At 66.9% G+C, this 15,625-nt stretch carries 16 protein-coding genes; 7 read left to right on the forward strand and 9 right to left on the reverse strand.

The genetic code is table 11. The features are described from left to right. Positions 1-38 precede the first annotated feature (38 nt). On the forward strand, positions 39-1,031 hold the full coding sequence (locus AWC06_RS09635; protein WP_085196875.1) for a hypothetical protein: 993 nt from the start codon (positions 39-41) through the stop codon (positions 1,029-1,031). 189 nt (positions 1,032-1,220) lie between these two features. After that, complete coding sequence (locus tag AWC06_RS09640; protein WP_085196790.1) at positions 1,221-2,813, forward strand: N-acetylmuramoyl-L-alanine amidase; 1,593 nt, start codon at positions 1,221-1,223, stop codon at positions 2,811-2,813. A gap of 12 nt (positions 2,814-2,825) precedes the next feature. Here AWC06_RS09640 and AWC06_RS09645 read toward each other — a convergent pair whose 3' ends face one another. From AWC06_RS09645 to AWC06_RS09665, 5 genes are all read right to left on the reverse strand, one after another. Next, entirely contained in the window at positions 2,826-3,641 is an 816-nt protein-coding gene (locus tag AWC06_RS09645; protein WP_085196792.1) for a Cof-type HAD-IIB family hydrolase, read from the reverse strand. Between the two features lie 31 nt (positions 3,642-3,672). Further along, positions 3,673-4,467 carry a lysophospholipid acyltransferase family protein gene (locus tag AWC06_RS09650; RefSeq protein WP_085196794.1) on the reverse strand — a complete coding sequence of 265 codons (795 nt, stop codon included), beginning with the start codon at positions 4,465-4,467 and terminating at the stop codon, positions 3,673-3,675. A gap of 49 nt (positions 4,468-4,516) precedes the next feature. Next, positions 4,517-5,356, reverse strand: coding sequence for a lysophospholipid acyltransferase family protein (locus AWC06_RS09655; RefSeq protein ID WP_085196876.1), 840 nt, complete (start codon positions 5,354-5,356; stop codon positions 4,517-4,519). Positions 5,357-5,429: 73 nt separating this feature from the next. Then, positions 5,430-6,179, reverse strand: a complete 750-nt coding sequence (locus tag AWC06_RS09660) for a lysophospholipid acyltransferase family protein (protein ID WP_085196796.1) — start codon at positions 6,177-6,179, stop codon at positions 5,430-5,432. Positions 6,180-6,182: 3 nt separating this feature from the next. After that, positions 6,183-6,965, reverse strand: a complete 783-nt coding sequence (locus AWC06_RS09665; RefSeq protein ID WP_085196878.1) for a lysophospholipid acyltransferase family protein — start codon at positions 6,963-6,965, stop codon at positions 6,183-6,185. Positions 6,966-7,087: 122 nt separating this feature from the next. Between AWC06_RS09665 and AWC06_RS09670 the strand changes: the two genes are divergently transcribed. Together AWC06_RS09670 and AWC06_RS09675 are read left to right on the forward strand one after the other, a co-directional pair. Continuing rightward, entirely contained in the window at positions 7,088-8,638 is a 1,551-nt protein-coding gene (locus AWC06_RS09670; RefSeq protein WP_085196798.1) for a Rieske 2Fe-2S domain-containing protein, read from the forward strand. Next, positions 8,635-8,970 (forward strand): hypothetical protein, encoded by a 336-nt coding sequence (locus tag AWC06_RS09675; RefSeq protein WP_085196880.1) that lies wholly within the window; start codon positions 8,635-8,637, stop codon positions 8,968-8,970. The genes AWC06_RS09670 and AWC06_RS09675 overlap by 4 nt, the downstream gene beginning before the upstream one ends. Here AWC06_RS09675 and AWC06_RS09680 read toward each other — a convergent pair. Beyond that, the gene (locus tag AWC06_RS09680; protein WP_085196800.1) at positions 8,967-10,544 is read right to left on the reverse strand and encodes a phytoene desaturase family protein; all 1,578 of its coding nucleotides are present in this window, start codon (positions 10,542-10,544) and stop codon (positions 8,967-8,969) included. The two genes, AWC06_RS09675 and AWC06_RS09680, sit on opposite strands and share 4 nt — an antisense overlap. Before the next feature lie 49 nt (positions 10,545-10,593). After that, positions 10,594-11,217 carry a TetR/AcrR family transcriptional regulator gene (locus tag AWC06_RS09685; RefSeq protein ID WP_085196802.1) on the reverse strand — a complete coding sequence of 208 codons (624 nt, stop codon included), beginning with the start codon at positions 11,215-11,217 and terminating at the stop codon, positions 10,594-10,596. A gap of 68 nt (positions 11,218-11,285) precedes the next feature. Between AWC06_RS09685 and AWC06_RS09690 the strand changes: the two genes are divergently transcribed. Then, on the forward strand, positions 11,286-11,774 hold the full coding sequence (locus AWC06_RS09690) for a DUF2834 domain-containing protein (RefSeq protein ID WP_085196804.1): 489 nt from the start codon (positions 11,286-11,288) through the stop codon (positions 11,772-11,774). Here the strand turns inward: AWC06_RS09690 and AWC06_RS09695 are convergent. After that, entirely contained in the window at positions 11,771-12,145 is a 375-nt protein-coding gene (locus AWC06_RS09695; RefSeq protein ID WP_085196806.1) for a winged helix-turn-helix transcriptional regulator, read from the reverse strand. The two genes, AWC06_RS09690 and AWC06_RS09695, sit on opposite strands and share 4 nt — an antisense overlap. 58 nt (positions 12,146-12,203) lie before the next feature. Between AWC06_RS09695 and AWC06_RS09700 the strand changes: the two genes are divergently transcribed. Continuing rightward, on the forward strand, positions 12,204-12,734 hold the full coding sequence (locus tag AWC06_RS09700; RefSeq protein ID WP_211281941.1) for a carboxymuconolactone decarboxylase family protein: 531 nt from the start codon (positions 12,204-12,206) through the stop codon (positions 12,732-12,734). 165 nt (positions 12,735-12,899) lie between these two features. Here the strand turns inward: AWC06_RS09700 and serS are convergent, their stop codons facing one another. Next, positions 12,900-14,153 (reverse strand): serine--tRNA ligase, encoded by a 1,254-nt coding sequence (gene serS / locus AWC06_RS09705; protein WP_085196808.1) that lies wholly within the window; start codon positions 14,151-14,153, stop codon positions 12,900-12,902. A gap of 97 nt (positions 14,154-14,250) precedes the next feature. Here serS and AWC06_RS09710 point away from each other — a divergent pair, with 97 nt between their 5' ends. Continuing rightward, a complete protein-coding gene (locus tag AWC06_RS09710; protein WP_085196810.1) occupies positions 14,251-15,624 on the forward strand; it encodes a septum formation family protein in 1,374 nt (457 codons plus the stop codon). Position 15,625: the final 1 nt, after the last annotated feature.

The raw sequence follows: 15,625 nt of genomic DNA on the forward strand, positions 1-15,625 counted from the left end.
TGGGACCGCGACCTGTAATCCAGATTGAGGAGACTTCCGTGCCGAACCGACGTCGACGCAAGCTCTCGACAGCCCTGAGCGCAGTCGCCGCCCTGGCCGTCGCAAGTCCATTTGCCTATGTTGCTTTTTGCGACCTGGACACCCAGCCCGCCGCCGAGCATCACGACTTCGTCCGGGCAGCGGTAATGACCGACCTGCCTAACGAGCTGATGTCCGCCCTGTCGCAGGGCCTGTCGCAATTCGGCGTCAACCTGCCGCCGGTGCCGAGCCTTACCGGTACCAGTAACCCGAGCCTGACTTCGCCTGGTCTGACCAGTCCGGGCCTCACCTCACCGGGCCTGACAACGCCCGGGGTGACGACGCCCGGCCTGACGACACCTGGTGCAACCACCCCCGGACTCACCACCCCGGGCCTGACCACTCCGGGCGCCACCGCCCCGGGCCTGACCACTCCGGGCGCCACCGCCCCCGGTCTGACCACTCCGGGCGCCACCGCCCCGGGCCTGACCACCCCGGGCGCCACCGCCCCCGGTCTGACCACTCCGGGCGCCACCACTCCGGGCCTGACCACCCCGGGCGCGACGCCCGGCGTGACGACACCCGGGGCGGCTCCATCGCTGACGGACCCCGCGCTGACCGATCCGACGCTGGCCACCCCGGGGCTGACCAGCCCGGCCGGCATCGATCCGTCGCTGACCAGCCCGGCTGGTACCGGCGCAGCCCTGCCCGCTCCCGGTGAAGTGCCGATCGGCGCGCCGATCGGACTGGACCCTGGTGCCGGCGGGACCTACCCGATCCTCGGCGATCCGTCGCTCGGTGCCGCGCCAGCGGCGACGAGCAGCGGCGGTAGCGGCGGGCTCTTCAGCGACTTGATGAGCACCGCCAACCAGCTCGGCGCCAGCCAGGCCATTGACCTGCTCAAGGGCGTGCTGATGCCGACCATCATGCAGGCAGCTCAGGGCGCCGGCCCGGCCGCGGCTGCCGCTGCGCCGGCCGCTGCCCTACCGGCGGCGGCTGCGCCGGCCACCTGACCTGGCCCGGCCTTAGGGACTTGCACCCAGACGGCACCGCAGAAGTGGGACCGCCGCAATCGGCGCCACCCAAACTCTGCGGTGCCGTGCCGTGCCGGCTCACTGGGCCAACTTAGCGTGTCGAATCATCTGTAACACTAGACACATACGTAACATCGGGTCGTGCCGCCCCGCCGTCCCGCGCCGAGGATGCTGTTCACCGCTATCGCGGCGACCGTCGTCATCCTGCCGTGGGCAACCGACCCGTCGCCGACCCATCGCAGCGCGCCACCGGATCGTGGCGATACCCACCTCACCCAACGACCGCTGATCGGCCTCGGCGGCGGCGTCACAGTTCGCGAAGTCAGCCAACTTGCACCGTTTTCCATGGTCGCGTTGACCGGAGGAGACCTGACCGGCACCACGGCGCGGGTGCGCGCCCGGCGCGCCGACGGCTCGTGGGGTCCGTGGCATGACACCGAAACGCTGAGCGACGTCGGGGCGTCGACGGGTCTGCACGGCACCGATCCGGTGTTCGTCGGGAAGACCACCACTGTGCAGATCGCGGTGACCCGGCCCGCCGGCGCGCCGGTCACATCGGCGCCACCCGTCACCGCATCGGCAAGCCGGGAGCTCGGTTACCGCCCGGCGACCGTCGAACAACCGCTCGCGCAGAACATCTCGGCGATCCTGATCTCGCCGCCGCAGGCACCGGCCGATACCCAATGGACACCGCCGGACGCGGTCCTCGCCCCGGGTCAGCCCCCCAACATCATCAGCCGGGCGCAGTGGGGCGCGGACGAATCGATACGATGCGGTAACACCTTGTACGACAATTCAATTCGTGCAGCGGTGGTTCACCACACCGCGGAGAGCAACGACTACCAGCCACAGGATTCGGCCGCCATCGTCCGGTCGATCTACGCCTACCACACCACGACGCTGGGCTGGTGCGACATCGCCTACAACGCGCTGGTCGACAAGTACGGCCAGGTGTTCGAGGGGCGGGCCGGCGGCCTCAGGAGAGCCGTCGAGGGATCGCATACGGGCGGATTCAACCGCGACACCTGGGGCGTGGCGATGATCGGCAACTTCGACGACGCGCCACCGACTCCGATCCAGCTGCGTACCCTGGGCCGGCTGCTCGGCTGGCGGCTGGGCATCGACCACGTCGACCCACGCGGCACGGTGACGCTGACGTCAGCCGGCGGCCCCAACACCAACTTCCCGGCCGGCGCCGTGCCGACACTGCCGACCATTTTCAGCCACCGCGACGTCGGCGCCACCGATTGCCCCGGCAACGTGGCCTACGGCCTCATGGACGAGATCCGCAGCATCGCAGCCCGATTCAACGAGCCACCTAGCCCGGAGGACTTGGCGGCCGCACTGCGGGGCGGCGCGATCTATGACCGATGGCAGGCGATGGGCGGGATGACCAGCGTGCTGGGCGTGCCCACGTCGCTGGAGGCGACGGCAGCCGGCTCGGCGCACTACGCCACCTTCGACAAGGGCGCGATCTATTGGTCACCCGAAACCGGTGCCCAGCCGCTCACCGGCGCGATTTACGACGCCTGGGCCTCGCTCGGTTACGAGCGCGGCGCCCTGGGCCTGCCGACCAGCGGGGAGATCCAAGAACCCCAGTGGGTCAAGCAGAACTTCCAGCACGGCACGTTGAACTTCGACCGGGAGAGCGGTCGCGTCACCCGGGTCATCGACGGCATCGCCGAGGAACTACCGCCGCCGTCGCCCGATGGCCCGCCGGTACAGCTCGAGCGGTTCTCACCCGTGCATCCGGCTGCGTAAACCGTTCGCGCCCTAAAGCCACCAGCGTTCCAGCACCCGTGCCACACCGTCGTCGGTGTTGGGGGTGGTCACCTCATCGGCCGCGGCCACCGCATCAGGATGCGCATTGCCCATCGCCACACCGTGCCCGGCGCGCAACAGCATCGGCACGTCGTTGGGCATGTCCCCGAATGCGACCACGTCGTCATCGGTGATGCCGCGTGGCCGCGCGAGCTCGGCGATACCGGTGGCCTTGCTGATGCCCAGCGGCACGATCTCGATCAGCCCGTTGTTGGTGGAGTACGTGATATCCCCCTCGAGACCGACGTGCTTGGCCAGCTCGGCCGCCATATCGGAGCTGCGGGCACCGGCCTTTCGGATCAGTAGCTTGATCGCCGGTGCGCTGAGCAGGTCTTCCAGGGATACCTCGGTGTTGTCGGGGTTGAGCCAGGCGTGTTCGTAGCCCGGCGAGCTGACGAACTGCGGCGTCGCCGCGTCGTGCGCGCTGCTGCCGACCCGCTCGACCGCCAGCCCGGCACCGGGGATTGCGCGGGTGGCGATCTCGGCCAGCTCGCCTAACGTGTCGGCAGACAACGTGCGGGCGGACAACACCCGGTCAGTCGCCGGGTCATAGATGACTGCGCCGTTGGCGCACACCGCTATCGGCGCGAACCCGAGCTCGTCGACCACCGGTTGCACCCATCGCGGCGGACGCCCGGTGGCCAGGACAAACTGCGCCCCGGCATCGACAGCGGCGCGTATGGCGTTGCGGGTGCGCGGGGTGATGCTGTCGTCGTCGGTGATCAGGGTGCCGTCCACGTCGCACGCGATAAGTGCCGGCAGGGTCACCGGGACGCTCCGCCGCCGTTGTCGGGCGCTGTCACAAGCCGCGCACGCCCGGTTTGCGTCGCCGCTCAGCCGATGCAGCTTCACGCAGCGCCGCTTTGCGAGCCCGCTCAGCCAGTTCCGCTACCCGGAGTTGCTTCGACTCGTCCGGGTTCGGTGCGCTGCCGCCCAGCCGTCGCGGCACCCAGAACTCCCCCGCGGGATGCGGGTACTCCTCCTGGACCCGGTAGAGCAACGAATTCATCGCTTCGCGAAGTGCCGCGTTGAGTTGATCGGCGTCGCCGCGCGGCGGCAACGGCCGGCCGACGGCCACAGTGATCGGAACTTTGTTGCGAACCAGCTTTTTTGGATGGTCCTTAGGCCAAATCCGCTGTACGCCCCAGACAATCACGGGAATGATCGGTACCTGCGCCTCCAGCGCCATCCGGGCTGCCCCGGTCTTGAATGGCCGGAGCTCGAAACTGCGGCTGATGGTGGCCTCGGGATGCATTCCGATGAGTTCGCCCTCGCGCAGCCGCTGCACGGCCAGCTCGAATGCGTCGTGCCCCTGCCTACGATCAACCGGGATGAGCCTGACGTGCTTGATCACGAAGTGGACCGCCTTCACGTCGGCCATCTCAGCCTTGATCATGTTGTACATGCGGCGGCCGCGCTCACGCACTGCCAGATATGTCGGAAGCCAGTCCAGGTAGCTGGTGTGGTTCTGAGCAAGCACGGCGCCGCCCCGTTCGGGAATGTTCTCAAGACCCTGGAACGTGAATTTGTTTCCGTTCATCGCGACGACCGGCGGTACTACCCACTCCGCGAACCGGTAAAGCGGCTCTGCCATGCTCGTTGCTCCTTTCGCGCAGCCCCGCGCCGTCGCTCGTCGAGCCTGATCAAGCGATCCGCTTGGGCTGTTCGCCCGAGGCGTGCGGGACCATCCGGCGCCAGCGTCGTGGCGAGAGGTCAATCAGTTTACGGGCCGTTTTGTCATGGTCTGCGCGTCGCTGTTCCCGCTCGACGAGTTCGGCCCGGTCGAGTGCCTCCGCCTCCGCGGGAGTCGGCGCCGCGCCGCCCAGCCGCCGCGGCACCCAGTACGCTCCCGTCGGATGGGGGTAGGACTCCTGCGCCTCGTAGAGCAATGTGTTCAGCGCTGCACGCAGCGCGGCTTGGGTCTGCGCCAGAGTTCCGGTCGCATACATCGGCGGCCCGATGTTCACGGTGATCGGGATCTTCTTGCGGCCCAACGACTTCGGGTGTCCTTTGGTCCAGATGCGGTGGGCGCCCCAGACCACCAGCGGGATGATCGGGACCTGTGCCTCGTGCGCCAGCCGGACAGCGCCGGACTTGAATTCCCTGAGCTCGAAGCTGCGGCTGATGGTGGCTTCGGGATGCAATCCGACCAGTTCGCCCTCCCGTAGCCGCTGGACCGCCAGCGCGTAAGCCTCGGCACCAGCGCTGCGATCGACGGGAACGAGCTTGACGTGCTTGATCACGAAATTGATCCCCCGCACCTGCTGTAGCTCGGCCTTGATCAGAAACCGAAGCCGACGCCCTCGGTTGACGGCTGCCAGTTCTGCCGGCAGCCAGTCCACATAGCTGGTGTGGTTCATGGCGATCAACGCGCCGCCGCGCCCTGGAATGTGGTGCTGACCGTGAATCGTGATCTTCGTTCCGGTGGCGGCGATTGCACTCTTGAGGATGATCTCCAACGTTCGGAAAACGGGCTCGGGCACGCCCATCACCCCTCTCGTCCAGCCGCCCCGACCTCGACGGTCTGTCCGTCTGCGACCTTAGCTGCTCACGGCGTCACCGACCGTGCTTTGCCCGCTTGCGGGCGCGCTCGGCGAAGAAGGTCTCCTGAATAATCTTTGCCTCTTCCACTGTGGGTGCCATCCCCCCTAGCCACGCCGGCACCCACCACGCGCCTTGCGGATGCGGATACTCCTGCTGAACGCGGTGCAGCAACGAGGTCATCTCCTCCCGCAGCGCAGCGACGAGGTGTTCGGCATCGCCGGTCGGCGACAGTGGCGCGCCAGCCGCCACAGTGATCGGGATCTTCTTGCGGCCGAGGTTTCTCGGGTGACCTTCCGTCCACATCCGGTGTACTCCCCAGACGATCAGCGGAACGATAGGCACCTGCGCTTCGAGCGCCAAGCGGGCCGCCCCGGTCTTGAACTCCTTGAGCTCGAAGCTGCGGCTGATACCCGCTTCGGGCATCAGGCCCACGATCTCGCCGTCGTTCAGTAACTCGACGGCGGCGGCATAGGCGTCGGCCCCGGCCGCGCGGTTCACCGGGACGGTCTTGGTGTGCTTGATCAGGAAATTGACGATCTTGACCTCTTGCATCTCGGCCTTGATCAGGTATCGGATGCGCCGCCCGCGGTAGTGCACGGCAAGAGCGGCGGGCAGCCAGTCCAGGTAGCTGGTGTGATTGATCGCCACCAATGCTCCGCCGCTGGCGGGAATGTTCTCCAGGTTCTGATAGGTGATCTTGGTGCCGGTGGCCATGACGACTGCCTTGGCGGCGATTTCGAGAGTGCGGAAAACCGGCTCCATGTGCTACTCCGAGGCGCCCGCTGGATCGGTCCGCTGGCGGGCCGCCCGGGCGGCGGCTCGCTGGCTGGCCTCCTCAGCGTCCAATCGGGCAGCCTCTGCGAGGGACGGGGCGCCACCGCCCAGTCGGTGCGGCACCCAGAACTCACCGGCTGGGTGTGACCCGTAGGCGTTTTGCACCCGCTCGAGCAGATGCTGCATCCGCGAGTGCAACAACGTGGTCAGCTCCGATGCGGGCAACGTCGGGGGAATCGGTTCACCCACCGCCACCGAGATGGGCACCTTCGGGCGGTACATCTTCTTCGGATGGTCCTTGGTCCAGATCCGCTGGGCACCCCACACGATGTGCGGGACGATCGGGACGCCGGCGGCGATCGCCATGCGGGCCGCGCCGGACTTGAGCTCCTTGATTTCGAAGCTGCGGCTGATCGTTGCTTCCGGATAGACGCCGACCAGTTCGCCCTCTTTGAGGATCGTGACGGCGGCTTCGAATGATTCACCGCCGCTGCCCCGGTCCACCGGGATGTGGCCCATCTTGCGCATCAGCGGTCCGGCGACCTTGTGGTCGAAGACCTCCTGTTTGGCCATGAACCGCACTTTGCGCCCGAGGCCCTGTTTGTAGGCGGGCAACCCGGCGAAGGTGAAGTCGAAATAGCTGGTGTGGTTGATCGCGACGACGGCGCCGCCGGTCTCGGGCAGGTTCTCCACCCCCGTGACGGTGAACCGCAAGCCTTGTAATCGCCAGACCAGGCGTGCGAGCTGGATGACAGTTCCATACACCGGTTCCACGGTCACCAACCCTAATCCCGCGATATGCGACGTGGCTGTGAGAACCACAGTCCGGGTAGAAGGCCAGGTGTACCGCGCCCTGCATTCGCCGCGCTCGCGATCGCCGCTAGGCTGGGGCGGCGATGCAGGTCACCAGCGTCGGCCATGCTGGCTTTCGGATCGAGACCCAGGCGGGCAGCATTCTGTGCGACCCCTGGGTCAACCCGGCCTACTTCGGCTCCTGGTTCCCCTTCCCGGACAACAGCGGGCTGGACTGGGACAGCCTGGGCAACTGCGACTACCTATACGTCTCGCACCTGCACCGGGACCACTTCGACGCCAAGCTGCTGCGCGAACATGTCAACAAGGACGCGGTCGTGCTGCTGCCCGACTACCCGGTGCCTGACTTGCGAGATGCGTTGGAGAAGCTGGGCTTTCACCAGTTCTTCGAGACCACCGACTCGGTGAAACACCGGGTCCGCGGGCCCAAGGGCGACCTCGACGTGATGGTCATCGCGCTGCGGGCCCCGGCCGACGGTCCGATCGGCGATTCCGCGCTGGTGGTCTGTGACGGCGTGACGACGGCATTCAACATGAACGATGCACGCCCGGTCGACCTCGAAGTGCTGCACGCTGACTTCGGTCACGTCGATGTGCACATGCTGCAGTACTCCGGCGCGATCTGGTATCCGATGGTCTACGAGATGCCGGAACGCGCCAAACAGACGTTCGGCACCCAGAAGCGCCAACGCCAGATGGACCGCGCTCGTCAGTACGTCGCCCAAGTCGGCGCCACCTGGGTGATCCCGTCCGCCGGTCCGCCGTGCTTCTTGGACCCGGAGCTGCGTCACCTCAACGACGACCACGGCGACCCCGCCAACATCTTCCCCGACCAGATGGTCTTTCTCGAACAGATGCGCGCGCACGGCCACGACCGCGGTCTGCTGATGATCCCCGGATCCACCGCTGATTTCACTGGTGCACAACTGGACTCAGTGCACCACCCGCTGCCCACCGACGAAGTCGAGGCCATCTTCACCACCGGAAAGGCCGCGTATATCGCCGACTATGCGGAACGCATGGCGCCGGTGCTGGCCGCGGAGAAGGCCGGCTGGGAGCCTGCGACCGGCGAACCGCTGCTGGAGCCGCTGCGGGCGGTCTTCGAGCCGATCATGCTGGCCGGCGACGAGATCTGCGACGGCATCGGCTACCCGGTCGAATTGGTAATGGGCCCACAGCGGGTCGCGCTCGATTTTCCCAAACGCACTGTGCGGGAACCGATTACCGACGAGAAGTTTCGCTACGGGTTTGAGATACCACCAGAGCTGGTTCGCACCGTGCTGCGCGAGAAGGAGCCCGACTGGGTCAACAGCATCTTCTTGTCCACCCGCTTCAAGGCGTGGCGAGTCGGTGGCTACAACGAATACCTGTATACGTTCTTCAAGTGTCTGACCGACGAGCGGATCGCCTACGCCGACGGCTGGTTCGCCGAGACGCACGACGACACCACGTCGATCACGTTGGACGGCTGGGAGATCCAACGCAGGTGCCCTCATCTGAAGGCCGACCTGTCTAAATTCGGCGTGGTGGATGGCACCACGTTGACCTGTAACCTGCACGGATGGCAGTGGAATCTGGAAACCGGCCGCTGCCTGACCGCGCGGGGTCACGAGCTTCGGTGCTCCCGGCGATGAGCGCCGCGGTCTACGACGACGGGCTTGTCCAGCTGGACCGGAAAGCCATCACGCTTCGCCGTTACCACTTTCCGTCCGGCACTTCGAAGATCATCGCGCTGGATCGGATTCGCGGATACAAGGTTGAACCGCTGGGGCTGTTCATCCACCGGTTCCGCTTCTGGGGCAGCTCAGATCTGCGCCGCTGGCTGCCGCTGGACATCAAGCGACCGCTGCGGTCCACGCTGATCACCCTCGACGTGCCGGGGACCAGACCGAGTCCCGCGTGTACGCCGGCGGACCCGGACGAGTTCACCGCGCTGCTGGACAGGCTGTTGGAGAAGCGCGGTTAGCCCTTGGGCCGCGAGCACCCGGCGTCGACGAGTGCTTGATGCGCCGCGTTATAACCCGGGATGAACGTGATCCCCGGCCCGCCGTGACACCCCGCGCTGCCCAGGTAGAGTCCGTCGATTGGGATGGGTTGGTGCAGAAAGCCTTTCGGGCCGGGCCGGTTGGGCCCGATCTGATCCGGGTTCAGCAGCCCATGGCAGTAGTCTCCGCCGGGGGCACCGAACATCACACCCATGTGCCTGGGCGTGAAGGTGGTGTGCCTGATGATGCTGGCTTCGAAATTCGGCGCGAGGCGGGTGATCTTGTCGATCACCCGCTGACCCATTTCAACCTTCGCCTGGCCGTAGTCGGTGTTGCCCTCGATCGGGAACCACAGCGCGAACGCCGATGCGGCGTGCCTGCCTCGCGGCGCCAGGCCCGGATCGTTCTGCGACGGGATCTGCAACACCACAGTAGGGTCGGCCGGAACGATCCCGCGCCTGCTGTCCTCCCATTGCTGTTGGACTTCCTCCGGCGTGCAGAAGAGGCCGATCGACGCCTGCATGGCCGGGTCGTTGAGCGCCTCGTAGGGTGCGGCGAAGACCGGTGCTTCGTTCAGCGCGAAGTGCATCTGCAGGTAGCTGCCGCGGTGATCGATGCGCGCATAGCGTTCCCGGATATCGGCGGGCAGCGCGCCCGGGTCGATCATTTCGTTGAGCGTGACATCGGGCGCGATGCCGGACACGACGATCGGGGCAGTCAGCGTGTCACCCGCTTCGGTGCGTACTCCGCCCACCCGGCCGTCGGCGACGAGGATTTCGCTCACCTTGGTACGCAACCGCACTTCGCCGCCGTGACTCTCCAACACTCGGCACAGATGCGCGGTCAGCGCGCCGATGCCGCCGCGCAGCTTCTTCATCTGGATGGTGTCGCCGTCGGGAACACCCAGTCCGAACGCGAGCGCCGCCGCGCTGCCCGGGGTGGCCGGCCCGCGGTAGAGCGTGTTGACGGCCAGGACGGTCATCGAGCCGCGCAGCGCACCGTGCTTCTCGCGGTCGGGAAGATAGCGGTCCAGCACATCGGTCGTCGAACCGAACAGCATGTCGTCGATGGCCGAGCGTTCGAATTCACCTGTGGCACAGGCATACATCTCGTCGAGGCTCTTGGGCGGCGTGCCGGCCTCGAACCGGCCCAGGGCGCGCGTCGGCGCCTGACTCCACGCCATCAGCCCCGCCATTCCGTTGACGGCGTCGGCCCCGTGCACCTCGTTGAGGTGAGCGAACAATTTGATCGGGTCGCTGTACTGCACCAGGGGAGCGTCACCGACACCGCGCAGCGCTACCGACATCACCTCCAGGTCGATCGTCGGCAAAGTGTCCAGTCCAAGCTCTGCGACAACCACCGACGCCGTGGGGAACTGCACGGAGCCGGCGATCTCGAACTGGTAGCCGTCGAAAAGCTCCACGGTAGATGCCATGCCGCCGGCATAAAGCTTCGATTCCAGGCATAGCGTGCGCAGCCCGGCCTTCTGCAGCAGTACCGCGGCGGCCAGCCCGTTGTGGCCGGCACCGATAACGATCGCGTCAAAGCTAGTCATGTCCTGCCCTCCAGGAATGCAGGCTGGCATGCGCTCAAAGTTTTGTCAATTATGACGAAACTGCGGTGGCCCAGGTTCCGGATATACCGGCCCGAAGCGATTCGAGCGCCACATGCGACATCCGTGCCAACTCGCCGAGCGATCGATCGTCGCCGACCATCCAGGCTTCCATGGCCCCGAAGACACCGGCCGCGATGCAACGGGCGGTCACCGTAATCCGTAGCCGCGCATCGGCCGTTTGATCCGCCGCGCAGCTATGCTTTCGCAACTGCGCCTCGATGGCGTCGGCCAAGTCGGCTTGGACGTCGCGAATGTGGCGGACGATGCGGCCCTGGTCAATGTCGCCGCCACGCATAGCGGCGATTTTCGTCACGGCCTCAACGTCATACGGAAACGCGAAGATGGCCGACTGGACGGAATCGATGACCGGTTCATCGGCAGGTCGGGCGTCGAGCGCGGCTCGAAACCAGGTGAGTCCGGTGTAGTCGGCAAACAGCAAATCGTGCTTGGACCGGAAGTGCCGATAGAACGTCCGCAACGACACCCCGGCGTCGCCAGCGATCTGCTCGGCCGAGGTCTCCTCCACTCCCTGGGCCAGGAATCGCACCATCGCAGCCTGGACCAACGCCTCCCGGGTGCGTTCGCTGCGCGCCGTCTGCGCGGGCCGGACCATGGCTGTAAGGTACTCCTTTCCATTGTGTCAATCTTGACAAAACTTGCGAGCGCGGTGAGACTTCGCCCATGATCTGGCTCTACGTGCACGCAATACTCGGGCTCGCCGTCATCGGCTGGATTATCGCGTCGAACCCGAAGATCTACGCCAAGCCGGCCGACGGGCCGTGGCTGTCGCCGCTGGAAATTGTGTATTACGCGTCCGGGATCGCCTCGATCGCGCTGGGCTGGTACTTCAACATCCATTTTGTGCTCGACGCGGCCGGCCAGGGCAACCTCGTCCACGGACCAGCCAGCTATCCGCACTTCCTACAGCAGCAGTTCGCCAACCCGGCCGCCGGTTCGGGCGACCAGGACTACCTCATCGCGAATGTCATTCTGCTGCCGGTGTTTACCATCGTCGACGGCTATCGGCGTGGCATCCAGCGTCCGTGGTTGTTCTTCCTTGCCAGCTTTTTCACCAGCTTTTCCTTCCCACTTGCCTGGTACCTCGCCACCATCGAACGGCAACGTCGGCATGCCCAAACCGCCGCCGTGCCAACGCCGGCGGACGCCTAAGGTGTGGTTGTCTCCGCCCAGCGACGAGCCCATTGGTCCAATGGGATTAGCGCCTTGTCGAGCGACCGGCCCACGTCGCTCAATTCGTAGCACTGGTCATCGCGCTGGACGATGAGGCCCGCGTTGGTCAGTTCACCAAGCCGGACGTAAAGGACGCTGGGCGACATGCCGTCGCAGCGTTCGCGCAGCGTCCTTGCTCCCAGCGGCCCGTCCCGCAGCTCCCACAGCACGCGCAGCGACCAGCGCCGCCCGAGCAGATCGAGCGCGGCCATCAGCGGACGCCCCGTGGTCGACCCGCGTACCGGTCGGCCGGGCCCAGGCCCGACCGTCGGTTGACGTTTCGATTTCCGTAACGTAGCTTTCTCGTTCATGGTTACGGAAATAGTAACGCCTCGGATCGGCGCTCTCGAACCTCCCTATGAGCCGGCGGTGGCCCTGCAGCTGCAGACGATGATGCCGCCGAACGTTCCACCGATCGCGCTGTTTCGCACCATGGTCAAAAACCTGCCCATGACCGAGGCCATGACGGGCTGGGGCGGCTACGAGCTCAGCCGCGCGCTGTCGCTGTCGCTTCGCGGCCGCGAGATCGTCATCGACCGAACCTGCGCCCGCTGTGGCTGTGAGTACGAATGGGGCGTGCACATAGCGTTTTTCGCGGACAAGGCGCGCCTTGATCGCGACCAGATCAGATCGTTGACCCACGGCAGCGCGGACGATCCATGCTGGACGATCGACCGAGATCGCTTGCTGATTCGGGCCGTCGACGCGCTCTGCGACCACCGAGACATCGACGACGCCCTGTGGGAGACGCTGAGCGAGGAGTTCGGCGAGCGTGAAATCCTCGACCTCACCATGCTCTGCGGCTGGTATCACGCGATCAGCTTCACCGCGCGCGCCGCTCGCGTCCCACTCGAGGCCGGCACCCCCACTTTCGCGAGTGTGGCTCGCGGCCACATGTAAGGCAGCGATCCCAGCGGCATTACAGCGCTGCGAACGCGCGCCGGTAGCTCGACGGCGGCAGGTGTGAATTACGACGTCCACCGCCTGCGCGAGGTGGTGTCGTCGGAAACGAAAGTCACCGGCCTGGTCTACGACCTCGAGTCCGGCTGGGTTCGACGCTTCCGGCTAAGGCTCCAGGAGCTCGGTGCCGACGAACGGGACTAGCGCCTCGGGCACCCGCACGCTGCCGTCGGGCTGTTGGTGGTTTTCCAGGATGGCGACCAGCCAGCGGGTGGTGGCCAGGGTGCCGTTCAGCGTCGCGGCGATCTGCGGCTTACCCCCCGCGTCCCGGTAGCGGGTGGAAAGCCGACGGGCCTGGAACGTGGTGCAGTTCGACGTCGAGGTCAGCTCACGGTAGGCCTGCTGGGTAGGCACCCAGGCTTCGCAGTCGAACTTGCGGGCCGCCGACGAGCCGAGATCGCCTGCGGCGACGTCGATTACGCGGTATGGCACCTCGATGCGGGCCAGCATCTCGCGCTGCCAGCCGAGCAGCCGCTGATGCTCGGCCTCGGCGTCCGCAGGTACGCAGTAGACGAAGCCCTCGACCTTGTCGAACTGGTGCACGCGGATGATGCCGCGGGTGTCCTTGCCATGGCTGCCTGCTTCGCGGCGAAAACACGACGACCACCCCGCGTAGCGCAGCGGGCCGCCGGACAGGTCGAGGATCTCGTCGGCGTGGTAGCCGGCCAGCGGCACTTCGGAGGTCCCGACCAGATAGAGGTCGTCGGCGTCCAGGTGGTACACCTCCTCGGCGTGGGCGCCGAGAAACCCGGTGCCCGACATCACCTCCGGGCGCACCAGCACCGGCGGAATGACCGGGATGAAGCCGTTGTCGACGGCCAGCCGCATCGCCAACTGCAGCAGCCCCAGCTGCAGCAGGGCCCCCCTACCGGTCAGGAAGTAGAACCGCGAACCGGACACCTTGGCGCCGCGCGCCATGTCGATGAGCCCCAGCGACTCGCCGAGTTCCAGATGGTCTTTGGCGTTCTCGATCGCCGCCGGCTCCCCGACGACGTCGAGAACTGTGTAGTCGTCCTCGCCGCCGGCCGGCACACCGTCGATGATCACGTTGGAGATCGCCATGTGGGCGGCGGTGAACGCCGCCTCGGCATCGGCCTGCTCGGCTTCGGCGGTCTTGACCTGCTCCGCCAATTCCTTGGCTCGCTGCAGCAGGGCCGGTCGCTCGTCGGCGGATGCGGCGCCCACCTTCTTGCTGGCGGCCTTCTGCTCGGCGCGCAGCGAGTCGGCGGTCGAGATCGCGGCCCGCCGCTTGGCATCGGCGGCCAGCAGCGTGTCGACCAGGGCCGGGTCCTCGCCGCGGCTGGTCTGGGAGCGACGGACGGTGTCCGGGTCTTCGCGCAGCAGCTTCAGGTCGATCACGGGCTAAAACCCTAGTCGGCCGACATCTCGCCCGTCGGGGGCATCCACACGAGGAACATGTGCATCAATGGTCACGCGGTGCTGCGGGCCTGTCAGAATGGAGCGGATGATTGACGTGCCCGAGCAGGATGAGTCACCGGCCGACCGGTCGCGATTCCGGCTACCGCGGGCCGACTGGCTGAGCACCCTGCAAGCCTCGGCTACCCGGCGTGCGCTGCTGCTGACCGCACTGGGCGGCCTGTTCATCGCCGGGCTGGTCACCGCGCTTCCGGCCATCGGCGGCGGTCCCGGCAGGCTGGCCGGATACATCGACCCTGTGCCGAGCACCGGCTCGAAGGGCAACGACGCGTTCAACCGCGCCACCGGCGGCGACTGCCTGATGTGGCCGGACCGGACGCCGGAGGCCGCGACCATTGTCAACTGCAAGGACGAGCACCGTTTCGAGGTCGCCGAGTCCGTCGACATGCGCACCTTCCCGGGGTCGGAGTACGGTCCCGACGCCGCGCCGCCGTCGGCCGCGCGCATCGAACAGATCAGCCAAGAGCAGTGCGAGTCGGCCGTGCGCCGCTACCTCGGTGCCAAGTTCGACCCGAACAGCAAGTTCATCATCAGCATGCTGTGGTCCGGTGACAAAGCCTGGCGGCAGGCCGGTGAGCGGCGCATGCTCTGCGGCTTGGAGCTGCCCGGTACGGGCAACCAGCAGCTCGTGTTCAAAGGCAAGGTCGCCGACAGCGACCAGTCCAAGGTATGGCCGGACGGCACCTGCCTGGGTATTGACCCGGCGACCAACCAACCCACCGACATCCCGGTCGATTGCTCGGCGCCGCACGCGATGGAGGTGACCGGCACGGTCAACTTGCTCAGCAAGTTTCCCGACGCGCTGCCGCCGGAGCCCGAGCAGGACGGTTTCATCAAGGACGCCTGCACCAGGCAGACGGACGCGTACCTGGCCCCGGTCCAATTGCGCAGCACCACACTGACGCTGATCTACCCGACGCTGTCCTTACCCAGCTGGGCGGCCGGCAGCCGCGAGGTCGCCTGCAGCATCGGGGCGACCCTGGGCAACGGCGGGTGGGCGACCCTGGTGAACAGCGCGAAGGGCCGGCTGCTGATCAACGGTCAGCCCCCGGTTCCGCCGCCGGACATCCCGCAGGAGCGACTCAACCTGCCGCCGATCCCGATGTCGCCGCCGGCCCAGACGGGTGGGGGCACCTCATCGCAATCGTCACAATCGTCGTCCGGATCGACCACCCAACCGCGGCAGGGCAACGAACACCTGCCGGGCCAGCCCGCCGCCCCGGCCCCACAGCCGGCAGCACCCGCACCGCAGCAGCCCGCGCCGCAACAGCCTGCGCCCGCTCCCGAGGCGCCGCCACCACCGCCCGCCCCGGAGCCGCCTCCAGCTGCGCCTCCTGCACCCCCGCCTGCGGAAGCCCCGCCGCCACCACCGCCGCCCGCCCCGGGGGCATAGC

Source organism: Mycobacterium fragae, from assembly GCF_002102185.1.
In the GTDB taxonomy this organism is placed as follows: Bacteria; Actinomycetota; Actinomycetes; order Mycobacteriales; family Mycobacteriaceae; genus Mycobacterium; species Mycobacterium fragae.

What these genes read in the sequence shown, in the direction of transcription:
- AWC06_RS09640 (WP_085196790.1), top strand. Translation starts at nt 1,221, where the DNA reads ATGCTGTTCACCGCTATCGCGGCGACCGTCGTCATCCTGCCGTGGGCA.
- AWC06_RS09650 (WP_085196794.1), bottom strand. Translation starts at nt 4,467, where the DNA reads ATGGCAGAGCCGCTTTACCGGTTCGCGGAGTGGGTAGTACCGCCGGTC.
- AWC06_RS09660 (WP_085196796.1), bottom strand. Translation starts at nt 6,179, where the DNA reads ATGGAGCCGGTTTTCCGCACTCTCGAAATCGCCGCCAAGGCAGTCGTC.
- AWC06_RS09670 (WP_085196798.1), top strand. Translation starts at nt 7,088, where the DNA reads ATGCAGGTCACCAGCGTCGGCCATGCTGGCTTTCGGATCGAGACCCAG.
- AWC06_RS09675 (WP_085196880.1), top strand. Translation starts at nt 8,635, where the DNA reads ATGAGCGCCGCGGTCTACGACGACGGGCTTGTCCAGCTGGACCGGAAA.
- AWC06_RS09680 (WP_085196800.1), bottom strand. Translation starts at nt 10,544, where the DNA reads ATGACTAGCTTTGACGCGATCGTTATCGGTGCCGGCCACAACGGGCTG.
- AWC06_RS09685 (WP_085196802.1), bottom strand. Translation starts at nt 11,217, where the DNA reads ATGGTCCGGCCCGCGCAGACGGCGCGCAGCGAACGCACCCGGGAGGCG.
- AWC06_RS09690 (WP_085196804.1), top strand. Translation starts at nt 11,286, where the DNA reads ATGATCTGGCTCTACGTGCACGCAATACTCGGGCTCGCCGTCATCGGC.
- AWC06_RS09695 (WP_085196806.1), bottom strand. Translation starts at nt 12,145, where the DNA reads ATGAACGAGAAAGCTACGTTACGGAAATCGAAACGTCAACCGACGGTC.
- AWC06_RS09710 (WP_085196810.1), top strand. Translation starts at nt 14,251, where the DNA reads ATGGAGCGGATGATTGACGTGCCCGAGCAGGATGAGTCACCGGCCGAC.